The sequence below is a fragment of the Bacteroides sp. NSJ-48 genome, assembly GCF_014287405.1.
In the GTDB taxonomy this organism is placed as follows: Bacteria; Bacteroidota; Bacteroidia; order Bacteroidales; family Bacteroidaceae; genus Bacteroides; species Bacteroides stercoris.
This window is the reverse complement of sequence record NZ_JACOOD010000029.1, coordinates 21275-42832: the sequence shown is the minus strand read 5'-3', so window position 1 is coordinate 42832 and position 21558 is coordinate 21275. Positions and strand designations below refer to the sequence as shown.

At 45.2% G+C, this 21558-nt stretch carries 24 protein-coding genes and 2 tRNA genes; 15 read left to right on the top strand and 11 right to left on the bottom strand.

Translation table 11 applies throughout. The annotated features are described in order from the left end of the window. Nucleotides 1–11 precede the first annotated feature (11 nt). The 4 genes from H8S52_RS13470 to H8S52_RS13455 all read left to right on the top strand — a co-directional run bounded on the left by H8S52_RS13470 (nt 12) and on the right by H8S52_RS13455 (nt 1925). Nucleotides 12–311, top strand: a complete 300-nt coding sequence (locus H8S52_RS13470; protein ID WP_255470065.1) for a hypothetical protein — start codon at nt 12–14, stop codon at nt 309–311. 33 nt (nt 312–344) lie between these two features. Further along, entirely contained in the window at nt 345–950 is a 606-nt protein-coding gene (locus tag H8S52_RS13465; RefSeq protein WP_186909995.1) for a hypothetical protein, read from the top strand. After that, nucleotides 937–1227: a hypothetical protein gene (locus H8S52_RS13460; protein WP_255470064.1), complete on the top strand. Its 291-nt coding sequence runs from the start codon at nt 937–939 to the stop codon at nt 1225–1227. The genes H8S52_RS13465 and H8S52_RS13460 overlap by 14 nt, the downstream gene beginning before the upstream one ends. 143 nt (nt 1228–1370) lie before the next feature. After that, nucleotides 1371–1925 (top strand): hypothetical protein, encoded by a 555-nt coding sequence (locus tag H8S52_RS13455; protein WP_186909994.1) that lies wholly within the window; start codon nt 1371–1373, stop codon nt 1923–1925. Nucleotides 1926–2049: 124 nt separating this feature from the next. Here the strand turns inward: H8S52_RS13455 and H8S52_RS13450 are convergent, their stop codons facing one another. Beyond that, a complete protein-coding gene (locus tag H8S52_RS13450) occupies nt 2050–2820 on the bottom strand; it encodes a Fic family protein (protein ID WP_117917948.1) in 771 nt (256 codons plus the stop codon). 2 nt (nt 2821–2822) lie between these two features. Further along, nucleotides 2823–3068, bottom strand: a complete 246-nt coding sequence (locus tag H8S52_RS13445) for a helix-turn-helix domain-containing protein (protein WP_186909993.1) — start codon at nt 3066–3068, stop codon at nt 2823–2825. A 181-nt stretch (nt 3069–3249) separates the two neighbouring features. Between H8S52_RS13445 and H8S52_RS13440 the strand changes: the two genes are divergently transcribed. The 5 genes from H8S52_RS13440 (at nt 3250) to H8S52_RS13420 (ending at nt 4723) form a co-directional block, all read left to right on the top strand. After that, nucleotides 3250–3549, top strand: a complete 300-nt coding sequence (locus tag H8S52_RS13440) for a hypothetical protein (RefSeq protein WP_186909992.1) — start codon at nt 3250–3252, stop codon at nt 3547–3549. 16 nt (nt 3550–3565) lie between these two features. Beyond that, complete coding sequence (locus H8S52_RS13435; RefSeq protein ID WP_186909991.1) at nt 3566–3748, top strand: hypothetical protein; 183 nt, start codon at nt 3566–3568, stop codon at nt 3746–3748. Between the two features lie 106 nt (nt 3749–3854). Next, the gene (locus tag H8S52_RS13430) at nt 3855–4034 is read left to right on the top strand and encodes a hypothetical protein (RefSeq protein WP_186909990.1); all 180 of its coding nucleotides are present in this window, start codon (nt 3855–3857) and stop codon (nt 4032–4034) included. A 54-nt stretch (nt 4035–4088) separates the two neighbouring features. Next, nucleotides 4089–4424, top strand: coding sequence for a S24 family peptidase (locus H8S52_RS13425; RefSeq protein WP_186909989.1), 336 nt, complete (start codon nt 4089–4091; stop codon nt 4422–4424). 122 nt (nt 4425–4546) lie between these two features. Continuing rightward, entirely contained in the window at nt 4547–4723 is a 177-nt protein-coding gene (locus H8S52_RS13420) for a hypothetical protein (protein WP_186909988.1), read from the top strand. Nucleotides 4724–5304: 581 nt separating this feature from the next. On the opposite strand, the gene H8S52_RS13415 is transcribed toward H8S52_RS13420, so the two are convergent. The 3 genes from H8S52_RS13415 to H8S52_RS13405 all read right to left on the bottom strand — a co-directional run bounded on the left by H8S52_RS13415 (nt 5305) and on the right by H8S52_RS13405 (nt 6620). Beyond that, nucleotides 5305–5377: transfer RNA gene (locus tag H8S52_RS13415), tRNA-Pro, on the bottom strand. Between the two features lie 17 nt (nt 5378–5394). Then, nucleotides 5395–5467, bottom strand: a tRNA-Phe gene (locus H8S52_RS13410). Between the two features lie 151 nt (nt 5468–5618). Then, entirely contained in the window at nt 5619–6620 is a 1002-nt protein-coding gene (locus H8S52_RS13405; RefSeq protein ID WP_186909987.1) for a malate dehydrogenase, read from the bottom strand. 286 nt (nt 6621–6906) lie between these two features. On the opposite strand from H8S52_RS13405, the gene H8S52_RS13400 reads away from it, so the two are divergent. After that, a complete protein-coding gene (locus tag H8S52_RS13400) occupies nt 6907–7749 on the top strand; it encodes a S1 RNA-binding domain-containing protein (protein WP_186909986.1) in 843 nt (280 codons plus the stop codon). 123 nt (nt 7750–7872) lie between these two features. Next, entirely contained in the window at nt 7873–8697 is an 825-nt protein-coding gene (locus H8S52_RS13395) for a hypothetical protein (RefSeq protein ID WP_186909985.1), read from the top strand. 189 nt (nt 8698–8886) lie between these two features. On the opposite strand, the gene H8S52_RS13390 is transcribed toward H8S52_RS13395, so the two are convergent. The 5 genes from H8S52_RS13390 to H8S52_RS13370 all read right to left on the bottom strand — a co-directional run bounded on the left by H8S52_RS13390 (nt 8887) and on the right by H8S52_RS13370 (nt 14694). Further along, the gene (locus tag H8S52_RS13390) at nt 8887–10215 is read right to left on the bottom strand and encodes a TolC family protein (protein WP_186909984.1); all 1329 of its coding nucleotides are present in this window, start codon (nt 10213–10215) and stop codon (nt 8887–8889) included. A gap of 29 nt (nt 10216–10244) precedes the next feature. Beyond that, nucleotides 10245–11351, bottom strand: coding sequence for an efflux RND transporter periplasmic adaptor subunit (locus H8S52_RS13385; RefSeq protein ID WP_005652429.1), 1107 nt, complete (start codon nt 11349–11351; stop codon nt 10245–10247). 60 nt (nt 11352–11411) lie between these two features. Further along, nucleotides 11412–12653 carry an ABC transporter permease gene (locus H8S52_RS13380; protein ID WP_005652427.1) on the bottom strand — a complete coding sequence of 414 codons (1242 nt, stop codon included), beginning with the start codon at nt 12651–12653 and terminating at the stop codon, nt 11412–11414. 6 nt (nt 12654–12659) lie between these two features. Then, nucleotides 12660–13916, bottom strand: coding sequence for an ABC transporter permease (locus H8S52_RS13375; RefSeq protein ID WP_186909983.1), 1257 nt, complete (start codon nt 13914–13916; stop codon nt 12660–12662). A 61-nt stretch (nt 13917–13977) separates the two neighbouring features. Further along, nucleotides 13978–14694: an ABC transporter ATP-binding protein gene (locus tag H8S52_RS13370; RefSeq protein WP_034535873.1), complete on the bottom strand. Its 717-nt coding sequence runs from the start codon at nt 14692–14694 to the stop codon at nt 13978–13980. A 177-nt stretch (nt 14695–14871) separates the two neighbouring features. Between H8S52_RS13370 and H8S52_RS13365 the strand changes: the two genes are divergently transcribed. Beyond that, nucleotides 14872–15852 carry an ROK family protein gene (locus tag H8S52_RS13365; protein WP_005652421.1) on the top strand — a complete coding sequence of 327 codons (981 nt, stop codon included), beginning with the start codon at nt 14872–14874 and terminating at the stop codon, nt 15850–15852. A gap of 356 nt (nt 15853–16208) precedes the next feature. On the opposite strand, the gene rplS is transcribed toward H8S52_RS13365, so the two are convergent. Then, entirely contained in the window at nt 16209–16562 is a 354-nt protein-coding gene (gene rplS, locus H8S52_RS13360; protein WP_005652416.1) for a 50S ribosomal protein L19, read from the bottom strand. Nucleotides 16563–16787: 225 nt separating this feature from the next. On the opposite strand from rplS, the gene H8S52_RS13355 reads away from it, so the two are divergent. The 3 genes from H8S52_RS13355 to H8S52_RS13345 are packed head-to-tail and all read left to right on the top strand — an operon-like array spanning nt 16788 to nt 21470. Next, nucleotides 16788–17558 (top strand): 5'-nucleotidase C-terminal domain-containing protein, encoded by a 771-nt coding sequence (locus H8S52_RS13355; protein ID WP_117666961.1) that lies wholly within the window; start codon nt 16788–16790, stop codon nt 17556–17558. A 27-nt stretch (nt 17559–17585) separates the two neighbouring features. Then, entirely contained in the window at nt 17586–18431 is an 846-nt protein-coding gene (locus H8S52_RS13350; RefSeq protein ID WP_117741493.1) for a bifunctional UDP-sugar hydrolase/5'-nucleotidase, read from the top strand. Between the two features lie 3 nt (nt 18432–18434). Next, nucleotides 18435–21470: a glycoside hydrolase family 3 N-terminal domain-containing protein gene (locus H8S52_RS13345; RefSeq protein WP_186909982.1), complete on the top strand. Its 3036-nt coding sequence runs from the start codon at nt 18435–18437 to the stop codon at nt 21468–21470. Nucleotides 21471–21558 lie beyond the last annotated feature (88 nt).

Below are 21558 nucleotides of genomic sequence, written 5' to 3'. Positions count from 1 at the left end.
AATCCAATAATATGAGTATGAGACATAAGAAGTTTATAGAACGTAACGAACGTTATGATATTGTACAGTGGAAGTTTAAGGGGATACCTATAACCTTTCGTTTTTGGAAAAATGGCAGCCAGATAGCCGAGATAAAGGTTGATGAGAACTTTGCCAAAGCCAACGGTTATGAGTCAGTAGAAGATATGGCGGAAAAGACTATCGGTCAGGCAAAGTTCAATGAGATGTTCGGGGGTGTTCCCGAATGGATTAGAACCGATGCAGAGGGAAATTTCATATTCGTAGGGATGAATCCTATATTATTTAACTAAATACTTATTTATTAATAATTTAAATTTTATTTCATGGAAAAGATTAGAAAAAACGGACTGGAGAAAGTAATCAACCGTCATAAGGCGGAATGCAGCAAAATTCAGCCTATTGTAAACACGATGCTTGAAACCGGTTTTCTGTTCACGACCGATGAACTGAAAGATTTGGCATCCGTATGTTCCAAACTGTACAAACAGGCTGAAAATATGGCTAAGGAAGAAGCGGCACGCTCGAAGGTCAAATTTCGGAGTAATGCAGATTATACCGAAACTCTGGAATATCTAAATGATGCTGTCTCACGGAATGCAGACGCATTGAGAAAAGCGTTGCTTTACCACACGCAGAACCCGTTGGAAATTAAGGCATACGAGGTCACGGACGGAGTTGTACAGGTCTCTTCCCGTTGGATTGAGGAGAAAGATGCGGAATATACCATCTTGCCGACAGAGAACAGAGAGCAGGCGAAACTGCTTGTGGATAATGTCCGGCAGGCAATTGACGAACTTAACGCATTTGTCAGTCACAACCGTTTCTTCGGTAAGGGTATCAGTACATCACTGGATTCTCGGAGATGTCTTTGCTGGCTCGATGGAGACGGCAATTTCCACGAGGAAAAAGAAAACTATGAATTTATTTAAAACCAACAAAAAAATGACACAAGAAGAACGAAAGAAATTCGATGCCTTTCAACGGCAATTGAATGAAAGCCCGGTTAATAGAATCAACTTCTTTGCCGGGATGGATGAAAAGTGTGCGATTGCAAACACCCCCTATGAACAATGGGCTTTGCGGTCGGAATATGAGAACAAAGCCATTTGCAAACATCTGGGCATTGAATATCGAAAGGAGGATTTTGCGGTATCGGCAAAAGGACTTGCAAAGCAGTGGGCGGGCGGATTGCCAGACATGGAATAGTAAGATAACGATGTTGGCTTATTGCATTTCGGGTGGGTTTTCCATAATAGGAAAGTCTGCCCGAACCATTGGTTAGGGTGTTTATGTATATGTACATGAAGAAAAACCGATATTCGCTAAGTATTTAGGCAGAAATTTGAGATATGGCAACATTTATAGATTACATACCAAGAATTACATTATCAAACTTAAAGGAGTTGATAAAACGGCAATCAGAAACGGATGCAACGTTGTGTGCACGTTTCACTCTCAAAGGCATTCAATATACCACCGTTGTTTTCTTGAATAAGAATGAAATGCTTTTTTATTGGGACTATGAAGGAGAGCACAGAAAGGTAAGTGTTTCTCTCTGTTCAGAACCGAGCAATTTAGGGAAAGGGCAGGTTTGGTATTTCCTTTGCCCCTATACCGGACGTAAATGCCGGACACTATTCCTTAACGGCAAGGTGATAGCCAGCAGATATGCTTTCTGTCATGTTTACAGCTATCAAAACGAGAGCAGAATAAACCGGCTTCTTTCCAGCTTTAGTAAAAACGATAGTCCAGAACGCAAGTACGGCAAGAAAACGTACAAAGGAAAAGTAACCCCTTACGGTAAGAGAGTTAGTAAGTACTACTCCAAGCTACACCGTTTTAATGTCATGCTGGAGAACTGGATGCTTCCCCGAAAACAGCTTGAAATCAAGTTGAAGGAGTAAAAAGATGTAGCGAAATGGGGAGAAAACAGAAAAACAAAGCGTAACGAACGCTCTATCAGCTAATTCGCTACGCTTTGCCCAAATTTACTTTTTTGCTATGTGTTTATTTTAATATTAATTTTCATTATACCGTTTCTCCAAGAATTGACAAATAACGCTGTAAAGATACCTTTTCCGCTTCCGCTACGAGTATTTGAAAGCCTTCCGGGTGTTTCTCTGTATGCGAGGCTTCCAAAGCCTTGTAATAGCTTAATTTTGCATCATCAGAGCCTTTGAGGTTTACCAGTGTATAACCTTTGCGCAATAAGTACAAGTTCATAAGCAGCCGGGATGTGCGTCCGTTTCCGTCTATGAACGGATGTATGCGCACTAACTCATCGTGAAGGTAGGCGGCAATAAGAACCGGATGTGTTCCCTTTGTTTCAAGTTCTCGGAACCTTAATATGAAATCCTCCATCAGCTTTTCAAGCAAATACGGCTGGGGTGGAATATGGGTACTACCGGAAATCATTACGGGAACGGTACGATACCGTCCGGCATTTTCCCGGTTGATGCCATGAAGCACAAGGGCATGTATTTCTTTAATGGTACGTTCGCTTATCTCTATGTCGCTTTTGGCAAAATCACGGATATAGTCTATTGCTTCTGCATGGTTTATTGCCTCCAGATGTTCACGCATTGATTTTCCGGCAATGGTGACACCTTCGTTCACTACAAGTTCTGTTTCCTGGAGTGTGAGCGTATTCCCCTCGATACGGTTGCTTTCGTAGGTGTATTCAATATTGTAGGCTTCCTCAATCTTTTGCAGGGCATCAGAGGGCAAAGGGCGCAATCCGGACAGCCTTTCTTTCAACGTGTCGCAATCGTGTAGCAAACAGGTCAATTCCTCGTTCATATTCATTCTACTTTGATATTAATATTTTTACCACAGTGGGGGCAAGTTATTGAAAGCCCATTACTTTTAAAAAGTTCAGACATTTCAACATTAAGAACATTTGCTATTTTATTTAATGTTTCATAAGTAGGGTTTCCATTATCGCCCAAAGCACGGCTAAGACTTGTTTGTGTCGTCCCTATTTGCTCGGCAAGGTTACTAATAGTAATACCTTTCTCTTTTAATAGTTCTTTAATTCTTGATTCCATAACAATATATCTTATAAGTTATGTAGCAAAGATATTGTTTTTATCTACAATATATATCATTTGAGATATAAATAAAAGTTAAATATAGCATTAAAGATATATTTTATATCTATTTTTTCTTTGCTATTTATATCTTTAACGCTATATTTGCACAAGAAAAAGAACATAAAAGCTATAAGATATGAAACGCTACAACTTAAGCAAGATAATGAAAGAAGCCCATCAGATTAAGAAGTACATGAAACTGTATTCACTCGCTCATGGAGTAAAGAATTGGGCGGACTGCCTTAAACTTGCCTGGGTTAACGAAAAGAAGCGTGCGTCTGATGAGGACACGAAAAACACAGAAAAAGAAGCGATGGAAGCTTCTTTAGCCAAACCTGCAAGACGCAGCGCTTATGATGATTTATCAATCCCGACATCCGCTTACTATACCAATAACAATAAAGGGCGTTTCGGCTCTCATTACGTAGGTGATTAACTTAATACATTATATCATGGAAGAAAACAGACAACTTGTAGGCAATATTTGCGCCTCTATTGAAGAACTTGGTAATGTGATAGTAGATAACGTAGCTGCATCACACAAAGATTATGAAATAATGATTGCTTCTTTGGATAGGTCAATAGCTGAAATGAAGAAGAGATTAGGAAATGTATTGCCACATAAACAAGCATAGATACACGTTGAGGTTCGACCAGCGAAATCACGTTATGACGTCCCGCCAGTAATACGGCTGGCGGGCAGATGGCAGAAATAACGACTAAAACAAATATTCATCTATTATGGAAATCAGTACAGCAATGATGCAACACATCCTCCGATTGACGGAAGGATATACGGATTTATTGAACGAACTTAAGGAAGTCAAGGCGGAACTTGCAGAACTCAAAGGAGCAAAGTCCAAGAAGCCGACAATTCATGAAACCAAATACCCACACATGAGTATAATAACAAGAAGATGATTGTATAAGGCGGGGAATACTTTAAAAGTAACCTACATAAATAAACATAAAGACATGGAAACGAATTTATCGGCTTTTGAAATTTTGGGTGATAGCATGGATGACGGTACACGCCGTAGCTTTGCCCCCGGAGATAAATTAATTGTTGAACCTTTTAATATCAATGATTTCAAAGATAGCATAGGCAGCGATTTAGGTAGTTTTTGGGTGATTCAGATTGGAACAAGCATTTTAGTACGACAAATCGTAGAGTATGCCAATGATACGATAAAATGCCATTCCTTAAACCCTAACGGGCAATATCCTGATGTTCTTATCAAGATTGAAGATATAACTAAGATATATAGGGTTATCCAGAAACAAGAAAAAGCTGTTCATTATGGACTATGATGTAGGAGTATTGTACATCATAGTCCAAACTAAAAAATTTTAGTTTGACTAATTTAAGCAACGCCCGAAGCTGTAAGAGGGCAACTAAATATACCAGCATGAACGAAGATAAAGTTTTGACAATGGCAAAAAGTACGCTAAAGCTGGCGAACATCATCCGTTACGAGGGCGGACACAAGATTATAGATGTAAGCCTATTGCGTACAATCCCAGATAGCGAACTTATGAGGTATCGCAATGTAGGCAAAGCCACGATTGAGAAGATACAGGAAATAAGAAAGTCACTTGATTGGCTATAATACGAAAACGCAAAGAGAGGGAGTTTCAGAGATGAGGTTCCCTTCCTTAATATCACAAATTAGGTGGTTACGGCTGTTTTCTTGTTATTATTCTCATTATCAACGTTTAATATAGGATGTAACCTGTAACCACGTAACCTCTTAGTATTTTTAAGAAGTCCAATACCATAACGAATTAGGTTGACGAGAAAAATGTTATATTACACTGATAAACAATATATTATATCATAGTCAACCGTCAACCTGTCAACCTCTACTATAATTTTATGTATTGCGCTTTGTTTTGGTGTAATACATTTTGTATCTGTTTTAAGTGCGACCGCACCCCGGCAACCTGGGGACTTATTTAGATATTCTTTTTTTTTTACCCACCGTTGAAGATAAAAAAAGGGGCATCTTTATCCGGATGTCCCTAATTGGATTTAAAAGCTATATCGGACACTTCCGAAAGCATTTGTTGCAAAGATAGGGAGAAAGAGGTAAACCCAGACAGAAATACCTATTATTTTTATTTATTGCAGATTTAGCGGAACAAAAACGGAACAAAAAGGCTTAACTTATTGTAAGTCAAGCCTTGTGTGTCGGAATGAGGCGACTCGAACGCCCGACCCCTACGTCCCGAACGTAGTGCGCTACCAACTGCGCTACATTCCGATACCTTTTTCGAAAAGTGGTGCCACCAGGAATCGAACCGGGGACACAAGGATTTTCAGTCCTTTGCTCTACCAACTGAGCTATGGCACCTTTTCCGTTTGCGGGTGCAAAGATAAAGATATTTTTTTATACTACAAGGCTTTTTGAGGAAAAATATTAGAAAAATCCCCTTTGTAGCTTTTAAAACAAGAACAAAGGGGATATTTGTATTATTTATGAGTATAGATTTCTACGTAATTGTTTAATCTATATTCGGATTGATACTGTGCCAGTCTTTAATGGGTGGCAATACGCCCATTCCTATAACTTCATCGCGTAGTTTACAGAGGTGGGTGTAACTTTCTTTCAGTTTAGCCTCTTCTTCGGGAGTACCTTTCAGCTCTTTGTAGTGCACACCGTCCTTATTGATTTCGGTTTCCATAGCCATCATGATATGGTCGAAACCGTGACTGTGCACATATGTGCCTGCCGGCCAGCGGAAAGGCTTTCCACCCATGGCGGCAGCAATCATTTCTATGGAAATGTACGCAGGGCTTTGGAAAGAAGAACGACCGCGCAAAGCGATAATGTTAGCGCCGCCTTTGGTAACTTTGGTCTGTATTTCTGCCCATTCTTCCTTTGTCAGGGCAGGAGTGCCGATGATATCCAGCAACGGTTTCCCATCTATTTTGGCGGTAGAAGCATATACAGCCATTTGTTCACCATGTCCGCCATATGTACGGCAGTTCTCTATCTTATCGGGAGCAATGCCGAAATGTTTGGAAAGTTCGCTACGCAGGCGGGTACTGTCAAGGGCTGCCAGTGTTGTAACCTGAGATGGCTTCAATCCTGAGTACAATAATGTAATCAGGCCGGTAATATCGGCTGGGTTAAAGATGACAACCACGTGCTTCACATCCGGGCAGTAAGCTTTCACGTTCTTACCGAATTCTTCGGCAATGGCGGCATTGCCTTTTAGCAAATCCTCACGGGTCATACCTGCTTTACGGGCTGCACCACCGGAAGACACTACATATTTGGCATCGGTCAGAGCCTCTTTAATGTCGGATGTAAATGTCAGGTTCAGGCCTTCGAATCCGCAGTGGAATATTTCTTCCGCCACACCTTCCAGACCGGGAGCATAAGGGTCGTATAAACAGATGTTCGGGGTAAGGTGCATCATGATTGCAGTCTGTGCCATGTTGGAGCCGATCATACCGGCTGCACCTACAATGGTCAGCTTTTCGTTTGTAATAAATTCCATAATTATATTATTTAAAGGTGAGTAATAAACACTTTTGTCGATTGTTACGTTACAAAGATAACCGTTTTCCGGAGGAGTTGTTTATATAAAAAAGTTATCTTTTAGAGCGAAAAGTTATTCCTTATCTTTATATAAGGTAGGATGCGGCTCGGCAGTACCTGCACTCAAAAGCGGGCTTTTGGCTTGGTATTGCGCTCACCTTTCGCTATCTTTGCGCAGGATGCCGGAATAGGCTGTGTTCTATTGCGTATCGTTCTTGTTATAAATATTACGAAATATAATTTGTATGAGTATAGAGTTAGGAAAGTTCAATACTTTGAGGGTGGTGAAAGAGGTTGATTTCGGCATGTATCTGGATGGTGGTGAAGAAGGAGAAATTCTGCTTCCGTCGCGTTATGTGCCCGAAAACTGCAAGCCGGGAGATGAACTGACTGTGTTTATCTACCTGGATAACGAGGAACGGTTGGTAGCTACCACACTGACACCATTAGTACAGGTCGGTGAGTTTGCCTGTTTGGAAGTGGCATGGATAAATCAATACGGCGCTTTCCTCAACTGGGGATTAATGAAAGATTTGTTTGTTCCTTTCCGTGAACAGAAAATGAAGATGCAGGTTGGGAAGCAATATGTAATCCATGCTCATCTGGATGACGAGAGTTACCGGATTGTAGCCTCTGCCAAAGTGGACCGTTATCTTTCGAAAGAAAAAGCGCCTTATGAACCCGGTCAGGAAGTCAGCATACTTATCTGGCAGAAGACTGATTTAGGTTTTAAGGCTATTATTGAGAACCGATATAGCGGTTTGCTGTATGAAAGCGAGATATTTCAACCCCTGCATACAGGCATGACATTGAAGGCTTATGTAAAGCAGGTTCGCGAGGATGGTAAGATTGACCTGATACTTCAGAAACCGGGGCAGGGCAAGGTGGAAGACTTTGCTGCTACCTTATTGGATTATATCCGTGAGCAGGGCGGACACATCACTTTGCATGACAAGAGCCCTGCCGAAGAGATTTACGATACATTCGGTGTCAGCAAGAAAACCTTTAAAAAAGCAGTTGGCGATTTATACAAAAAACATGTGGTATCGCTGCAGGAAAATGGGATTGAACTGGTAAAAAAACTCTAATCCCTACCTGCAATAGGGTTTTCCCTATAACATATTAGAGAGAAACAGAAGGATGGGGGAAAATATTCCCCTATTTTTGTTTTTACTAAAATGATGGAATATAAACTTGTAAAGAACGCTGCCATGAAACGAATATTATTTATGTTATTTGCCGTAATAATGAGTACTGTTGTCTGCCATGCGGCCATGAGCAACAGTAAAGTGCGTAAAGAAACACGCTTTCTTACGGATAAGATGGCTTATGAACTGAATCTGAATACGGCTCAGTATAATGATGTATATGAAATTAATTATGACTTTATTTCAGGTGTACGTTATCTGATGGATGATGTGCTGAGGGGTGAAGAATGGGCGTTGAATCGGTATTACGATTATCTGGATATACGCAATGACGATTTACGCTGGGTATTGAGCCGCAGACAGTATTCCCGTTTCATGCAGGCTGCCTACTTCTTCCGTCCGATTTATGTGAGTGGCGGGCATTGGTCTTTCCGGATTTATGTTACTTATACCAATCCGAATCATTTCTACTATCCGCGTCCTTATCATTATCGTACTTACTGTGGCGGACATAACCGTGTTCATTATCATAATGTGAGCTATTACCGGGGCAGACATAACTATCCTACCTATAACGGCTCTTTCCGTATCCGTGATAATAAATCGTACCATACGAGCCGGCGTTCGGATTTCGGTTCGGTTCATATCCGTCCCAATTCCGGTACGCGCCCTAACGTGGAACAGTCCAATCGCCGTCCTGCTACCAACAGTCCGGTACGCCGTTCCGATACTAAGAAGGAAGTAAATGCTCCTAAACGCGGGCAGAGTATTCAGAAGGAAAACGAAAGCATAAGACGACGCAGCAACTCTTCTTCATCCTCTACGCGTACAACACGTTCTTCTTCCCGTTCGTCAGAAAGAGGTAAAGAAGCGTCAAGACGAAATTAAACGCTTATCCATATGTATTTAACTGATAAACGGGGGATACTTCAATATATCTGATGATTTCTTTCAGGCACGGAATTCACGGAAAAAGAAGTAAAGAAAATCTGTGTTTTCCGTGTAGTCCGTGCCTGAAAAGAAAATAAATAAAAAAGTGTTCATCTCCTTACAAACACACAACAACCAAAATTGTATTTATTCGATAGGCTCTCCTTTATAAAAGTCCAGTATCTTGGTACGGAACAGGTACTCGTATTTGGCTTGTAGTTCATCGGATTGTGCTTTCATCAGGTTCTGCTTGGCCTCATTGTATTCTACGGCGTTCGCTTTCCCGTTTTCGTATTTCTCGCTCATCAGCTTAAACGATGCTTCGCTTGCCGAGGCTGCCGCGCTGCTGCTTGTGTACTTGCTTTCGGATGCTGCCGCATTGTACCATGCCTGCTGAATTTCTTTGTAGAGGTCTTTCTTGGCATTATCCAGTTGCAAGGAGTAGTTTTCACGTTGCAGACGGGCTGTACGTACCCGGTTGCGTGTAGCCAGTCTGTTAAAGATGGGGACACTCAGATTAAAACCGATGTATTTGTTGAAATTATCACTCATTTGCTGGCTGAAAGTGCGGTTGATTGTCGAATAATAATTCGTACCGAGACTCCCGCTGAGAGTCAGTTGCGGATAGTAACCGCTTTGGGCGATTCGGATACTGTGTTTACTTCCTTCCAGACGATACTGTGCAGCTTGTATTGAGGCCTTGCAACCTAATGCTAACTGATATATTTCGTCCGGAGAAGCCAATGGGATAAGTTCTATTGTTGCGGCAGGATTTTCCAAGAGGAAACCTTCCGGTGTTTCCAGTTCGATAAGCTGGCTGAGGTCGAGCAATGCCAGTTGATAGTTATTGCCCGTCTGTACCGCATTCATCTCATCCTGCGCTACACGTGCTTTGGCTTCGGCAACTTCTGCCGGAGAGGCTTTCCCTACTTCTGCCAGCCGCTCTATGCGGTTGCATTGTTCTTTGCTCAGCTCTACTTGTCCTAAAGAAACCCGGTGCAGTTCTTCGTTGAACAGTACCTGTAAGTAGGCTGAGGCTATATTGATGGAGATATCTTCTTTGGCTTTCTCCAAGTCGGCAAGAGCGGCTTTTAGGTTTAATTTGGCTAAGGCATACTGGTTGGGTATCTCGAGTCCGGTAAACAGTGGAATACTGGTGGAAACGGACATATTTGTACCGTGACTGCCTGTGTTGACATATACGGTGGAGTAATCACCGGTACTCTCGTCCTTGATAGCGGTCTGCGTGCGTCCCCAGTTCCAGTTTTGTCCGGCACTGGCATTAAGGTTCGGCAGTCGTGCCCATTTGGCGGTATTCACTTCAACATTGCTTTGTTCGGCTGCATTGGCTGTCCGACGGATGTCGATATTATGCTCGATGGCGTAGTCTATACATTGCCGTAGCGACCAGCGGTCTTGCGCCTGAACTTGTATGCAAGCCAGAACGGTCATATATATAAGTATCTTTTTCTTCATGGCGTTTTTGCTTCTTTTAAGTATAACGGTTATTTATCTTTTTTCTCGGCGCCACGCACTTTGTCTTTGGCAGTCAGGCCGCTTTTGACGGCAATTTTGATACCGTCGCTCATGCCTACTTCTATCTGTTGGCGTTTGAACTTCTGTTGAGGTACACTGTCGGTCAGTACATATACAAAGGTGCTGTCTCCACTGAACTCAACCGTACTTTCCGGCAGAGCGAGCGTCTTGAGGGCACGTTCCAGCACAATTTCCGCATTGGCGGAATAGCCGGAACGGATTTGTACGCTGTCCGGCGCCTGGATGGCCGCTTTGATTTCGAATTGGTTGGCTCCGTTTTCTTCTACGCCTTTCGGAGATATGTATTCCAGTACGGCATTGAACGAGAGGTTTTGCAATGCACCGATAGTCAGCTTTACCGGCATGCCTTCGTGTACGCGGCCTACCTCGGTCTCATCCAGGTTGCCCCGGAAGATGAGGTCATTCATATTGGCAACCGTGGCGATTGTTGTTCCGTCGTTGAACGTATTGCTCATGATAACGGAGTTGCCGACTTTGATAGGTACGTCCAGAATCAGTCCGGTAATGGTGGAACGAATCAATGTGCTGCTGAATGAAGCGCTGTTCTTGGTGATACCTTCCTTTACGATTTCCAGATTGTCTTTGGCTGTTTGCAATTCCTCCCGTGCCTGTTTTACGTTCACTTCCCCTTTTTCGTATTCTTCGTTACTGATGAGTTTGTCATTAAACAACTTCTCGACACGGGCAAAGTCCGTTTCGGCTTGTTTGGCATTGATTTCTGCCAGACGGACGCGGCTTTCGGCAGAGTTCAGCGTGCCCAGTTCGGGGATAACCTTTACTTTGGCAATCACTTCGCCTTGCTTGACGCTTTGTCCGGCTTCTTTATATACTTCGGAAATGATACCGGATATTTGCGGCTTGATAAGCACTTCATCTCTGGGCTCCACTTTTCCGGTGGCTACGGTTGTCTTTTCCAAATCGGCTGTTTCCGGAACGATGGTCTCATATACCTTTACAGTGGGCTGGGATTTCCGGTACAAAAACACGAATGTCCAGATAAATATGGCAGCTACTACCGCCAGTGATGCGATTTTCAGATACTTCTTTGTTTTCATCTTTATTGTATTATTGTTTTATTTTTCTATCGTTTTATCAGTCTGTCACCTTGCCGTTTTTTACTCATCCCTTATCGCTTCGATAGGTTTGATGGCCATTGCGCGGTAAGCAGGTGCCAGTCCTGCCAGCATCCCTAATGCAATGAGAAGGGCGCAAGTGCCGATAGCCAGTCCGAAGGAGACTTGATAATGGGTCTTGATGACTCCGGGATCATTCGCTGCGCTTTCCAGTATTTGCAGTATAAGTACGGCAAAAGAGATACCTGCCATGCCGGCTACGGTAGTCAGTACCATACTTTCCGAAAGGATTTGTTGCAGAATATCTTTGGGACGGGCACCGATGGCACGCCGTATGCCTATTTCCGTAGTGCGTTCCTTTACCGTTACCATCATGATATTGGATACGCCGATAGCTCCGGCAAACAAGGTTCCCAAGCCCACCATCCAGATAAGGATGCGGGTACCTGTCATCAGTGTGTCCATCATGGAAAACATGGCTTCTGCATTGAGGAACATGATTGCCTGTTTGTCGTCCGGCGAGATGTAATGGGCGGCTTTGATGCGATGTTCTATTTCCGGTTCTACGTCCTTAACCTTCACTCCCGGCTTCATGATAAAACAGACTACATCTATCCTTTGTCCCAGATTATATGTCTGCTGCATCGTTGTGAAGGGTAGGGTAACCGCTTCCGAAGCCTGTCCCTGTATGTTCACATTACCCTCGGAAGAGCACATGCCGATAACACGGTAATAAATGCCGTTTACCCTGATATATTTTCCGCAAGGGTCCTCACCCGGCTTGAAGAGGCTTTCGTACACGCGTTTGCCAATGACGCATACCTTGCGCGCCTCACGTATATCCACGTCATTGATAAAGCGGCCGTACGTCATTTCCTGATGTTCTATCTGTTCGTATTCGGGGTATAGACCTTTGACGCTGCATTCGTATTTGTTTTCTCCGTAAACGGCTGTCTGTCCCCATAAGGCAAATGAAGGAGTGGCCGTTTTTATTCCGTCGATGCTGCGTACCCGTTCCACATCTTCCATTTCCAGGTCCCACCAGCGTCCTTTACGAAATCCTTTGTAGGCCTCGCTTGTCTTTTGCGCTGCAATAAATCCGGAGTTTGTAGCGAACCCTTCAAATTGCGCTTTCATTTGTTCCTGCATGCCTTGTCCGCCGCCAATAAGTGCCACAAGCATGAAGATGCCCCAGAATACACCGAACGCCGTCAGCAGACTGCGTGTCTTGTTTCTTGTTATCGTAACGAGGATTTCCTCGCATGTATCCATGTCTATTCTCATAATCGTTTAATCTGCTCTAAGTGCTTCGATAGGACTGATGCTTACCGCCTTTTTAGCTGGGAAGAATCCGGCAAGCGTACCTGCGACAATCAGGGTCAATGTAGCCTGTATGGCAATGCCGATATCCACTGTGGGGTCCGAGAACATCCTGGCTTGAAACATACCCGCATCCGCTGTTTGTGTGCCGAAGGCGGAATTCATCCATTCCGTTACTCCGATGCCTGCCACCATGCCGATGTAGCCGAAAAAAGTGGTAATCGTAACGCTTTCCACAATAATCAGCCGAAGGATGGAAAAAGGCTTTGCACCCAGCGCTTTGCGTATGCCGAACTCGCGTGTGCGTTCCTTGACGGTAATCAGCATGATATTCGATACGCCTACGATGCCGCTCAGCAGGGTAAAAATACCTATCACCCAAATGGCGGTACGCAGCAAGCCGGCTACGTTCTGTGTTTGTATGTATTGTGTAAAGCGGTTCCATATCCATATTGCGCCTTCATCTTCCGGGTTGAAACGGTGGTTGGCGGCAATGACTTTACGGTACTCTTTCTCAAAGGTTTCGTTGGCCGCTTCGCTCGTCAGATTTTTGGTGGTGAAGATGATGTTGTTGAGTTTATCGCCTTTGTTATAGATGGTTTGCATGGTGGAGAAGGGGATAAAGGCCAGGCTGCTTTGGTCTCCCTGGTCTTCGTACAATCCGACTACCCGGTAGGCTACACCGCCTGCATTGACAAATTGGCCGACTGGTTCCGTACGTGACTTTCCGAAAAGAATTTCTGCCGACTTTTTATGAAGAATGATAACTTTCCGCCGTTCTTTCACATCGTTCCGGTTGATAAAGCGTCCGCTTGCGGTCTTGATGGCTTCGGACTCTACGTAGTTCGGGTGTACGCCCATCAGCGAGATATTGATGTATTCTTGTCCGAAGCTGATGTTTACATCTCCCTGCCGCAGGGTGGCGCCGGCAGTGATGATATTGTCGGGAAAGTATTTTTCGGTTGCGGCGAGGTCTTTGTTTTCCAGTTGGATACGCCGTCCTTCTTTCAAGCCTTCGTACGATTGGGTGGTCCAGCCACCGCCCAGGCGGATGGAGTTCAATGCGCGTTCGGATGCGTTTTGTTCGAAAGCATGGATGATGCCGTTGCCTGCTCCCAGCAGTACGATAAGCATAAAGATGCCCCACGCCACTGCAAAACCGGTGAGGAGCGTGCGCAACTTGTTACGCTTGATTGTACCGTATATTTCTTGCCAAAGGTCTATCATGATTACTGTAAGTGATGTTATAAAGCGATAGGAGATTAATGTAATGACGCGGCAGTGTCCGTTATTTCATGAAACCGTCCTTGCCGAATGGCGATGCGTCGTGATTCAGGTTCTCTTCAATGCTTCCTATCACACCGTCTTTAATGTGGATAATCTTGTCTGTCTGATTGGCAACGCCGCTCTCGTGGGTTACGACCACGATGGTCATGCCCGTTTCATGCAAGTCTTTCAGAATTTGCATGACCTCTACGGAAGTCTTGCTGTCGAGAGCACCGGTCGGTTCGTCGGCAAGGATAATCTGGGGGCGGGTAATCAATGCACGGGCAATGGCTACACGCTGCTTCTGTCCGCCGGACATTTCGTTGGGCATGTGGTGAGCCCACTCTTTCAGCCCCAGGCGTTCCAGATATTCCAACGCCATAGCGTTACGCTTCCGGCGGCTTACTCCTTGATAGAAGAGAGGAAGAGCCACATTCTCTACCGCATCCTTGAAGGAAATCAGATTGAATGATTGGAAGATAAAGCCAATCATACGGTTGCGGTATTCGGCGGCTTTGTTTTCGCTCAGGTTCTTGATAAGCGTACCGTTCAGGTAATATTCTCCTGTATCGTAGTTGTCCAGAATGCCTAAGATGTTGAGGAGCGTGGATTTTCCGGAGCCTGACGCTCCCATAATAGAGACGAACTCTCCTTTTCGGATATCAAGGTCGATGCCTTTGAGTACGTGTAGCGGTGCTCCGTTATTATAGGTCTTGTTGATGTCTTTCAGTTGTATCACGTTTTTCCTGTTTATAGCTTTGTTCTTATTGATTTTAACTATTAGACGCAGCAATGTGACGAAAAGTTGCAATTGACGTGAAGTTTTTTAAAAAAAGATTTTGCAGTGTCGTTTTTCTTTGTGTAATTTGTAACCATTAATGTTATAACTAACCCTTTAAACAAAAAAGTAAATATCATGAATTCAAACATGGAAAAACCCTATGTAGTGGGGATTGACATAGGCGGAACGAACACCGTCTTTGGTATCGTAGATGCACGTGGCACTATTCTTGCAAGTGGTTCCATCAAGACGGGAGCTTATGATGAGGCAGACAATTACGTAGACGAAGTATGCAAGAATCTTCTTCCGCTGATTATCGCAAATGGCGGTGTTGATAAAATAAAAGGTATCGGTATCGGTGCTCCTAACGGCAACTATTATAGCGGTACAATCGAGTTTGCCCCGAATCTTCCGTGGAAAGGAGTAATTCCTTTGGCAGCCATGTTTGAAGAACGTTTGGGCATCCCTACGGCACTGACCAATGACGCCAATGCCGCCGCTATCGGTGAAATGACCTACGGTGCTGCACGCGGTATGAAAGATTTCATCATGATAACGCTGGGTACGGGTGTAGGCAGCGGTATCGTTATCAACGGACAAATGGTATACGGACACGACGGTTTTGCCGGAGAGTTGGGACACACTATCATACGTCGCGAAAACGGTCGTCTCTGCGGATGCGGTCGCCACGGCTGTCTGGAAACTTACTGTTCGGCTACCGGTGTGGCGCGTACTGCACGTGAGTTCCTTACTGCACGTACCGAACCGAGTTTGTTGCGTTCCATTCCGGCCGAAAACATCACCTCTAAGGATGTGTACGATGCAGCCGTTCAAGGTGACAAGCTGGCACAGGATATTTTTGACTTTACCGGTACTATTCTGGGAGAGGCTATTGCAGACTTCATTGCTTTCTCCAGTCCCGAAGCAATTATTCTGTTCGGTGGGTTGGCTAAGTCCGGAGATTACATCTTCAAGCCTATCCAGAAAGCTATTGATGACAATATCCTGATGATTTACAAGGGCAAGGCCAAATTGATGATGTCCGAACTGAAAGACTCTGATGCTGCTGTGCTGGGAGCCAGTGCGTTGGGCTGGGAGTTGAGAGATATTAAATAAGCTCAGTCTTTGATTGAAAATATAGCCACCCTGCCGGAATATGATTTCACGGCTGGGCGGTATTTTTTTGGGATATACACTAAATAAAGTTTTCAACCGTATCAAACTTTTTTTCACTATAATGAAAAATCTTTGTTAATCCCACGAAAAAAGAAAATGCTTGTAGAAAATGCAGGTTTGTTTGTACTCCTTTTGCTTTTCGCATTTTTTATTCATATGGGATAGCGGGCGAAGGGACATTTGTCCGTTCCGTAAGACGAATAATTCCATTCCGTGGGATGAGGTATTTGAGACATTAAAAAAGGGAAACCGAATCAATCGGCTTCCCTTTTTTATTTAGAAATAGGAGTTTGGGATTAACCGTTAACTCTTTTTTCTTTAATTCTTGCTTTCTTACCGGTAAGAGCACGCAGGTAGTACAATTTAGCGCGACGAACTTTACCCACTTTGTTCACTTCGATGCTGTCGATAGCCGGTGATTCAATCGGGAAAATACGTTCTACACCTACAGTACCAGACATCTTACGTACAGTAAAACGCTTCTTCTCTCCATGTCCGGCAATCTTGATAACAACGCCACGGTACAACTGTACACGTTCTTTGTTACCTTCGACGATACGATATGCTACTGTAACAGTGTCACCTGCCTTGAAGCTCGGGTGTTGTTTGCCGGTAGCAAATGCTTCTTCTGCAATTTTAATTAAATCCATTGTTCTTATTATTAAATTGTTTGATCGTTACAACGCAACATACCAGGCTTCTCACTCGGTGTCCTGACAGCGATTGCGCGAAAGCGGTGCAAAGGTAGAGTTTTTCTTTTGATTGACAAAGAGATGTACTCTTTTTCTTTTTTGCCGGATGGAAAGAAATGCCGTTCCTCTTTGGGATTACAGCAAAAGAAAAGTATATTTGTAGCAATTTAAAAATGGATGAATATGAAGAAATGTTATTTGAAAATCGTCTCAGGAACAGCGTTGGCAGTGATGTTTTTGTTTGCATCTTGCCATTCGGCCTACGAAGTGACAAAAGCCGAAGGGCGCATGCAGCCGATAGACTCTACCTATGATGTTGCTCCCGATGCGGAAGCCATGGCGTTGCTTGCCCCCTACAAGGCGAAGATAGACAGTATGATGTACCGGGTAGTGGGCACTGCCGAGATGTCTATGGATAAAGGAGCTCCCGAAAGCCTCCTTTCCAATCTGGTGGCCGATGTGCTGCGCGGAGCGGCTGCGCAGGTGCTTGGAAAACCTGCCGATATGGGGCTTGTGAATATGGGTGGATTGCGGAACGTGCTGACGGAAGGCCCCATTACTTGCGGCAACATCTACGAAATACTGCCGTTCGAGAACTCACTTTGTGTCGTGACTTTGAAAGGTGTTTATCTGAAGCAACTGTTTGAGAGCATTGCGGCACGCGGCGGCGAAGGAGTCAGCGGCGTGAACTTGCGGATTACCAAAAGCGGAAAGTTGCTCGGGGCTACTGTAGCCGGCAAGCCGGTTGTCGACGACAAACTGTACACGGTTGCCACTATCGATTATCTGGCTGACGGCAATAGCGATATGACCGCCCTGATTCAGGCCGAAAAGAGAGATTGTCCGCCGGGTGCGACCTTGCGCGGTCTGTTTATGGACTATGTAGAGCAACAGACGGCAGCAGGCAAGAAGATTACTTCGCGCATGGAAGGACGAATCACCGTGGAAGATTAAGAACAGAAAACTAAAAAAGAGAATTCGATGAAACGTATATCTATATATTGCCTGCTGATGTTCTGCGCATTGCTGACAGCATCGGCACAGCAGACCAAGCAATTGGTCATTCTGCACACAAGTGACACTCATAGCCGTATCGAACCGATTGACCTGCACGCTGCCGACCCGTATGCAGGGGCGGGCGGTGTGGTACGCCGCGCTACTTTTCTGAAAGATTTCCGTACCAAGAATCCGGATGTACTGCTCTTTGACTGCGGCGACATTTCGCAAGGTACTCCCTATTACAATCTTTTCCGGGGCGAGGTGGAAGTCCGGATGATGAACCTTATGGGCTATGATGCCATGACTATCGGTAATCATGAGTTTGACTTCGGGCTGGATAATATGGCGCGTTTGTTCCGTATGGCCCACTTTCCGGTGGTATGTGCCAATTACGATGTCACCGGAACAGTTCTTGAGGGACTGGTGAAACCTTATGTAGTCCTGGAACGCGGAGGTATGAAAATCGGAGTGTTCGGGGTGAGTCCCAAGATGGAAGGGCTGGTACAGGCCGATAAGTGTGAAGGCATTGTATACAACGACCCTATTGTTGCGGCGCAGGAAGTAACCGACCTTTTGCGGACCAAGGAAGGGTGTGATGTCGTTATCTGTCTTTCCCATCTCGGCTTCCGTCTTAAGAATGAAGTTTGCGATGAGAAGCTGGCAGCGGCAACCAGGGGAATTGATGTAATATTGGGCGGTCATTCCCATACTTTTATGGAGAAACCGGCTTTCTGCCTGAATGCGGAGGGCAAGAGTATTCCGGTATTGCACACCGGGAGAAGCGGCATTTTTGTAGGAGAATTGGATTTGACACTGACGAAGGAATAGCGGATGAAAAGGCTGTTACTGTTTATACTGGTTATAATGGGATGTTGCGGGCGTTTTGCTTCGGATGCGAAACGTTGTCCGGCGACACCTGCTGTTGTTCCCCCCGTGGAGCCGTTGCTGGTGAGGTCGGCAGTGGATGATGTGCGATGCAGGCAGTGGGTGGATTCGGTTTTGGGCACACTCAGCCTGAAAGAGCGGATAGGACAGCTTTTTATCTATACAATCGCCCCCTATCAGGACAAGGGCAACAAGGAGTTGCTGCGCAAGGTTGTCGAGGATTATAAAGTCGGCGGTTTGCTGTTTTCCGGCGGACTGATGCAAAACCAGGCCATGCTGACGAATGAAGCGCAACGCATGGCGGATATTCCTCTGCTGATTACGTTCGATGGTGAGTGGGGACTTTCCATGCGTCTGCGGGGTACACCCGTCTTTCCGAAGAATATGGTACTGGGATGTATACAGAACGATACCCTGCTCTATGAGTATGGCAGGGAAATGGCAAGGCAGTGCCGGGAACTTGGTGTACAGGTGAATTTTGCTCCGGTGGCGGATGTTAACATCAATTCGAAGAATCCGGTTATCAACACCCGCTCTTTCGGTGAAAATCCGGTGAACGTTGCCAATAAGGTTATCGCCTATGCCAGAGGTTTGGAAGACGGCGGAGTACTCTCGGTATCCAAACATTTTCCGGGGCATGGGGATACGGACGTGGATTCGCATAAATCGCTTCCGGTTTTACCGTTCACGCGCGAGCGTTTGGACAGTGTCGAGTTGTATCCTTTTAGAAAAGCTGTTCAGGCAGGGGTAGGCGGCATTATGGTGGGGCATTTGGAAGTGCCTGCTTTTGAGGCGCAGCGCGGATTGCCTTCTTCCCTTTCCCGCAATGTGGTTTATGACTTGCTGACACGCGAATTGCAGTTCCGGGGACTTGTCTTCACAGATGCTTTGGCTATGAAGGGAGTTTCCAAACATGAGTCGCTCTGCTTGAAAGCATTGCAGGCGGGGCATGACTTATTGCTCGTTCCCCGGCGTATAAAAGAAGAAGTGGATGCCATACTGGCTGCCGTAAAGCACGGTGAGTTGACGGAACAGGCGGTGGAGGAGAAATGCAGAAAGGTATTGACTTATAAATATGCACTTGGGCTGAATAAGAAGCCTCTTGTTCGTCTTTCCGGATTGGGAACCCGAATTAATACACCCTATACGCGGGATTTGATTCGTCGTTTGAATCTGGCGGCTGTTACCGTGCTGGGCAATGCGACGAAAGTGCTGCCACTGGATCCGGCGATTAAAGACGTTGCGGTGTTGAATGTCGGGGAAGCAGCGAAGCTACGGCCTTTTATCAAGCAGCTTTCCGAATATACGCATCCGGTAGAGTTCCAATTGGGAAAAGATTTACCGGTGGCAGGACGTAAGGCTTTGAGAGATAAACTGTCCGAGTATAAACGTATTCTGGTATGTGTTACCGAGCATCGTCTGGCGGCTTATCAGTCTTTCTTTGCGGAGTTTGCTCCGGATGTTCCGGTGGTGTATGTGTGCTTTATTCCCGGCAAGCAACTGCCACAGATACGTCAGGGTATATCGGCAGCCGAAGCGGTGGTATTGGCGCATTCTTCGAATGATGACGTACAGCGGCAGGTGGCCGGGATACTTTATGCGGATGCCGTGGCTGACGGCCGGCTTTCGGCAAGTATCGGCAGTTTGTTTGCTGCCGGAGAAGGGGTAACCTTAAGTCCGCAGACAAAGTCTCATTTCATTCCCGAAGAGCATGGCTTGGATTCCCGCTTATTGGCACGGATTGATACGATTGCTCGGGAAGGCATACAGGAAGGGGCCTATCCGGGATGTCAGGTAGTGGTTTTGAAGGACGGGAAAGAGATGTATAATAAGGCTTTCGGTACTTATACATATATAACCGGAAATAAGGAAGCAGTTCCGGTGACACCGGCATCCGTATATGACGTTGCATCTTTGACGAAAACGACAGCTACCTTATTGGCCGTAATGAAGCTTTATGATAAAGGCCGTTTAAGCCTGACAGACCGTGTGTCTGATTATCTTCCCTACCTGCAGGATACGGATAAACGCAATATAACGGTCAGGGAACTGCTGTTCCACCAGTCGGGATTGCCTTCCACCTTGCTGTTCTATCAGGATGCCATTGATGAGGATAGTTACGAGGGTACATTATTTAAGGCACGACCGGATAAACTGTATCCTGTCCGTATCGGGCGGCAGACGTGGGCTAACCCGAATTTCCGTTTCCGTCCGGGGCTGACATCGAAAGTACGTACAGCCGAATATACTTTGCAGGTCTGTGACAGTCTTTGGTTGAATAAGTCCTTTAAAAAGGAGTATCTCCAAAAGATAGCGGATGCGCCTTTGAGGGATAAACGGTATCGTTATAGCTGTGTGGGCTTCATTCTGCTGCAGCAGGTGGTTGAGGCGCGTGCGGGAATGCCTATGGATGAGTTTCTTGCTCAAGAGTTTTATACTCCGATGGGGCTGAAGCGTACCGGGTATCTTCCGTTACGGTTCTTGTCTAAAGAGGAGATTGTGCCTTCGTCCGTTGACCCTTTCCTGCGGAAAACAGTTTTGCAAGGATTTGTACACGATGAATCGGCCGCTTTTCAAGGCGGTGTTTCCGGCAATGCGGGATTGTTCTCTACGGCTGAGGAAGTGGCGCAGATTTATCAGATGCTGCTGAATGGCGGTGAGTTGAACGGAAAACGTTATTTAAGCAAGGAGACGTGCAGGCTCTTTACCACTACGGTTGCCAAGGGATGCCGCCGTGGTTTGGGATTCGATAAGCCGGATGTGCAGAATCCTGCGAAAAGTCCCTGCGCCCTTTCCGCTCCGGCATCGGTATACGGACATACGGGCTTTACCGGAACTTGTGCATGGGTAGACCCGGATAACGGCTTGGTGTATGTATTCCTCAGCAACCGTATTTATCCGGAGGTGTGGAATGCAAAATTGCTGAAATCGGATATTCGGGAAAGAATACAGGAAGCGATATATCGGGCTGTGTTGAAGTAAGGTAATCGCATCAGAATAAAAAAAGGAGATGCCGGCTAACTTGAAATCGTTAGGCAGCATCTCTTTTTTTTGAAACAATTAATTTATT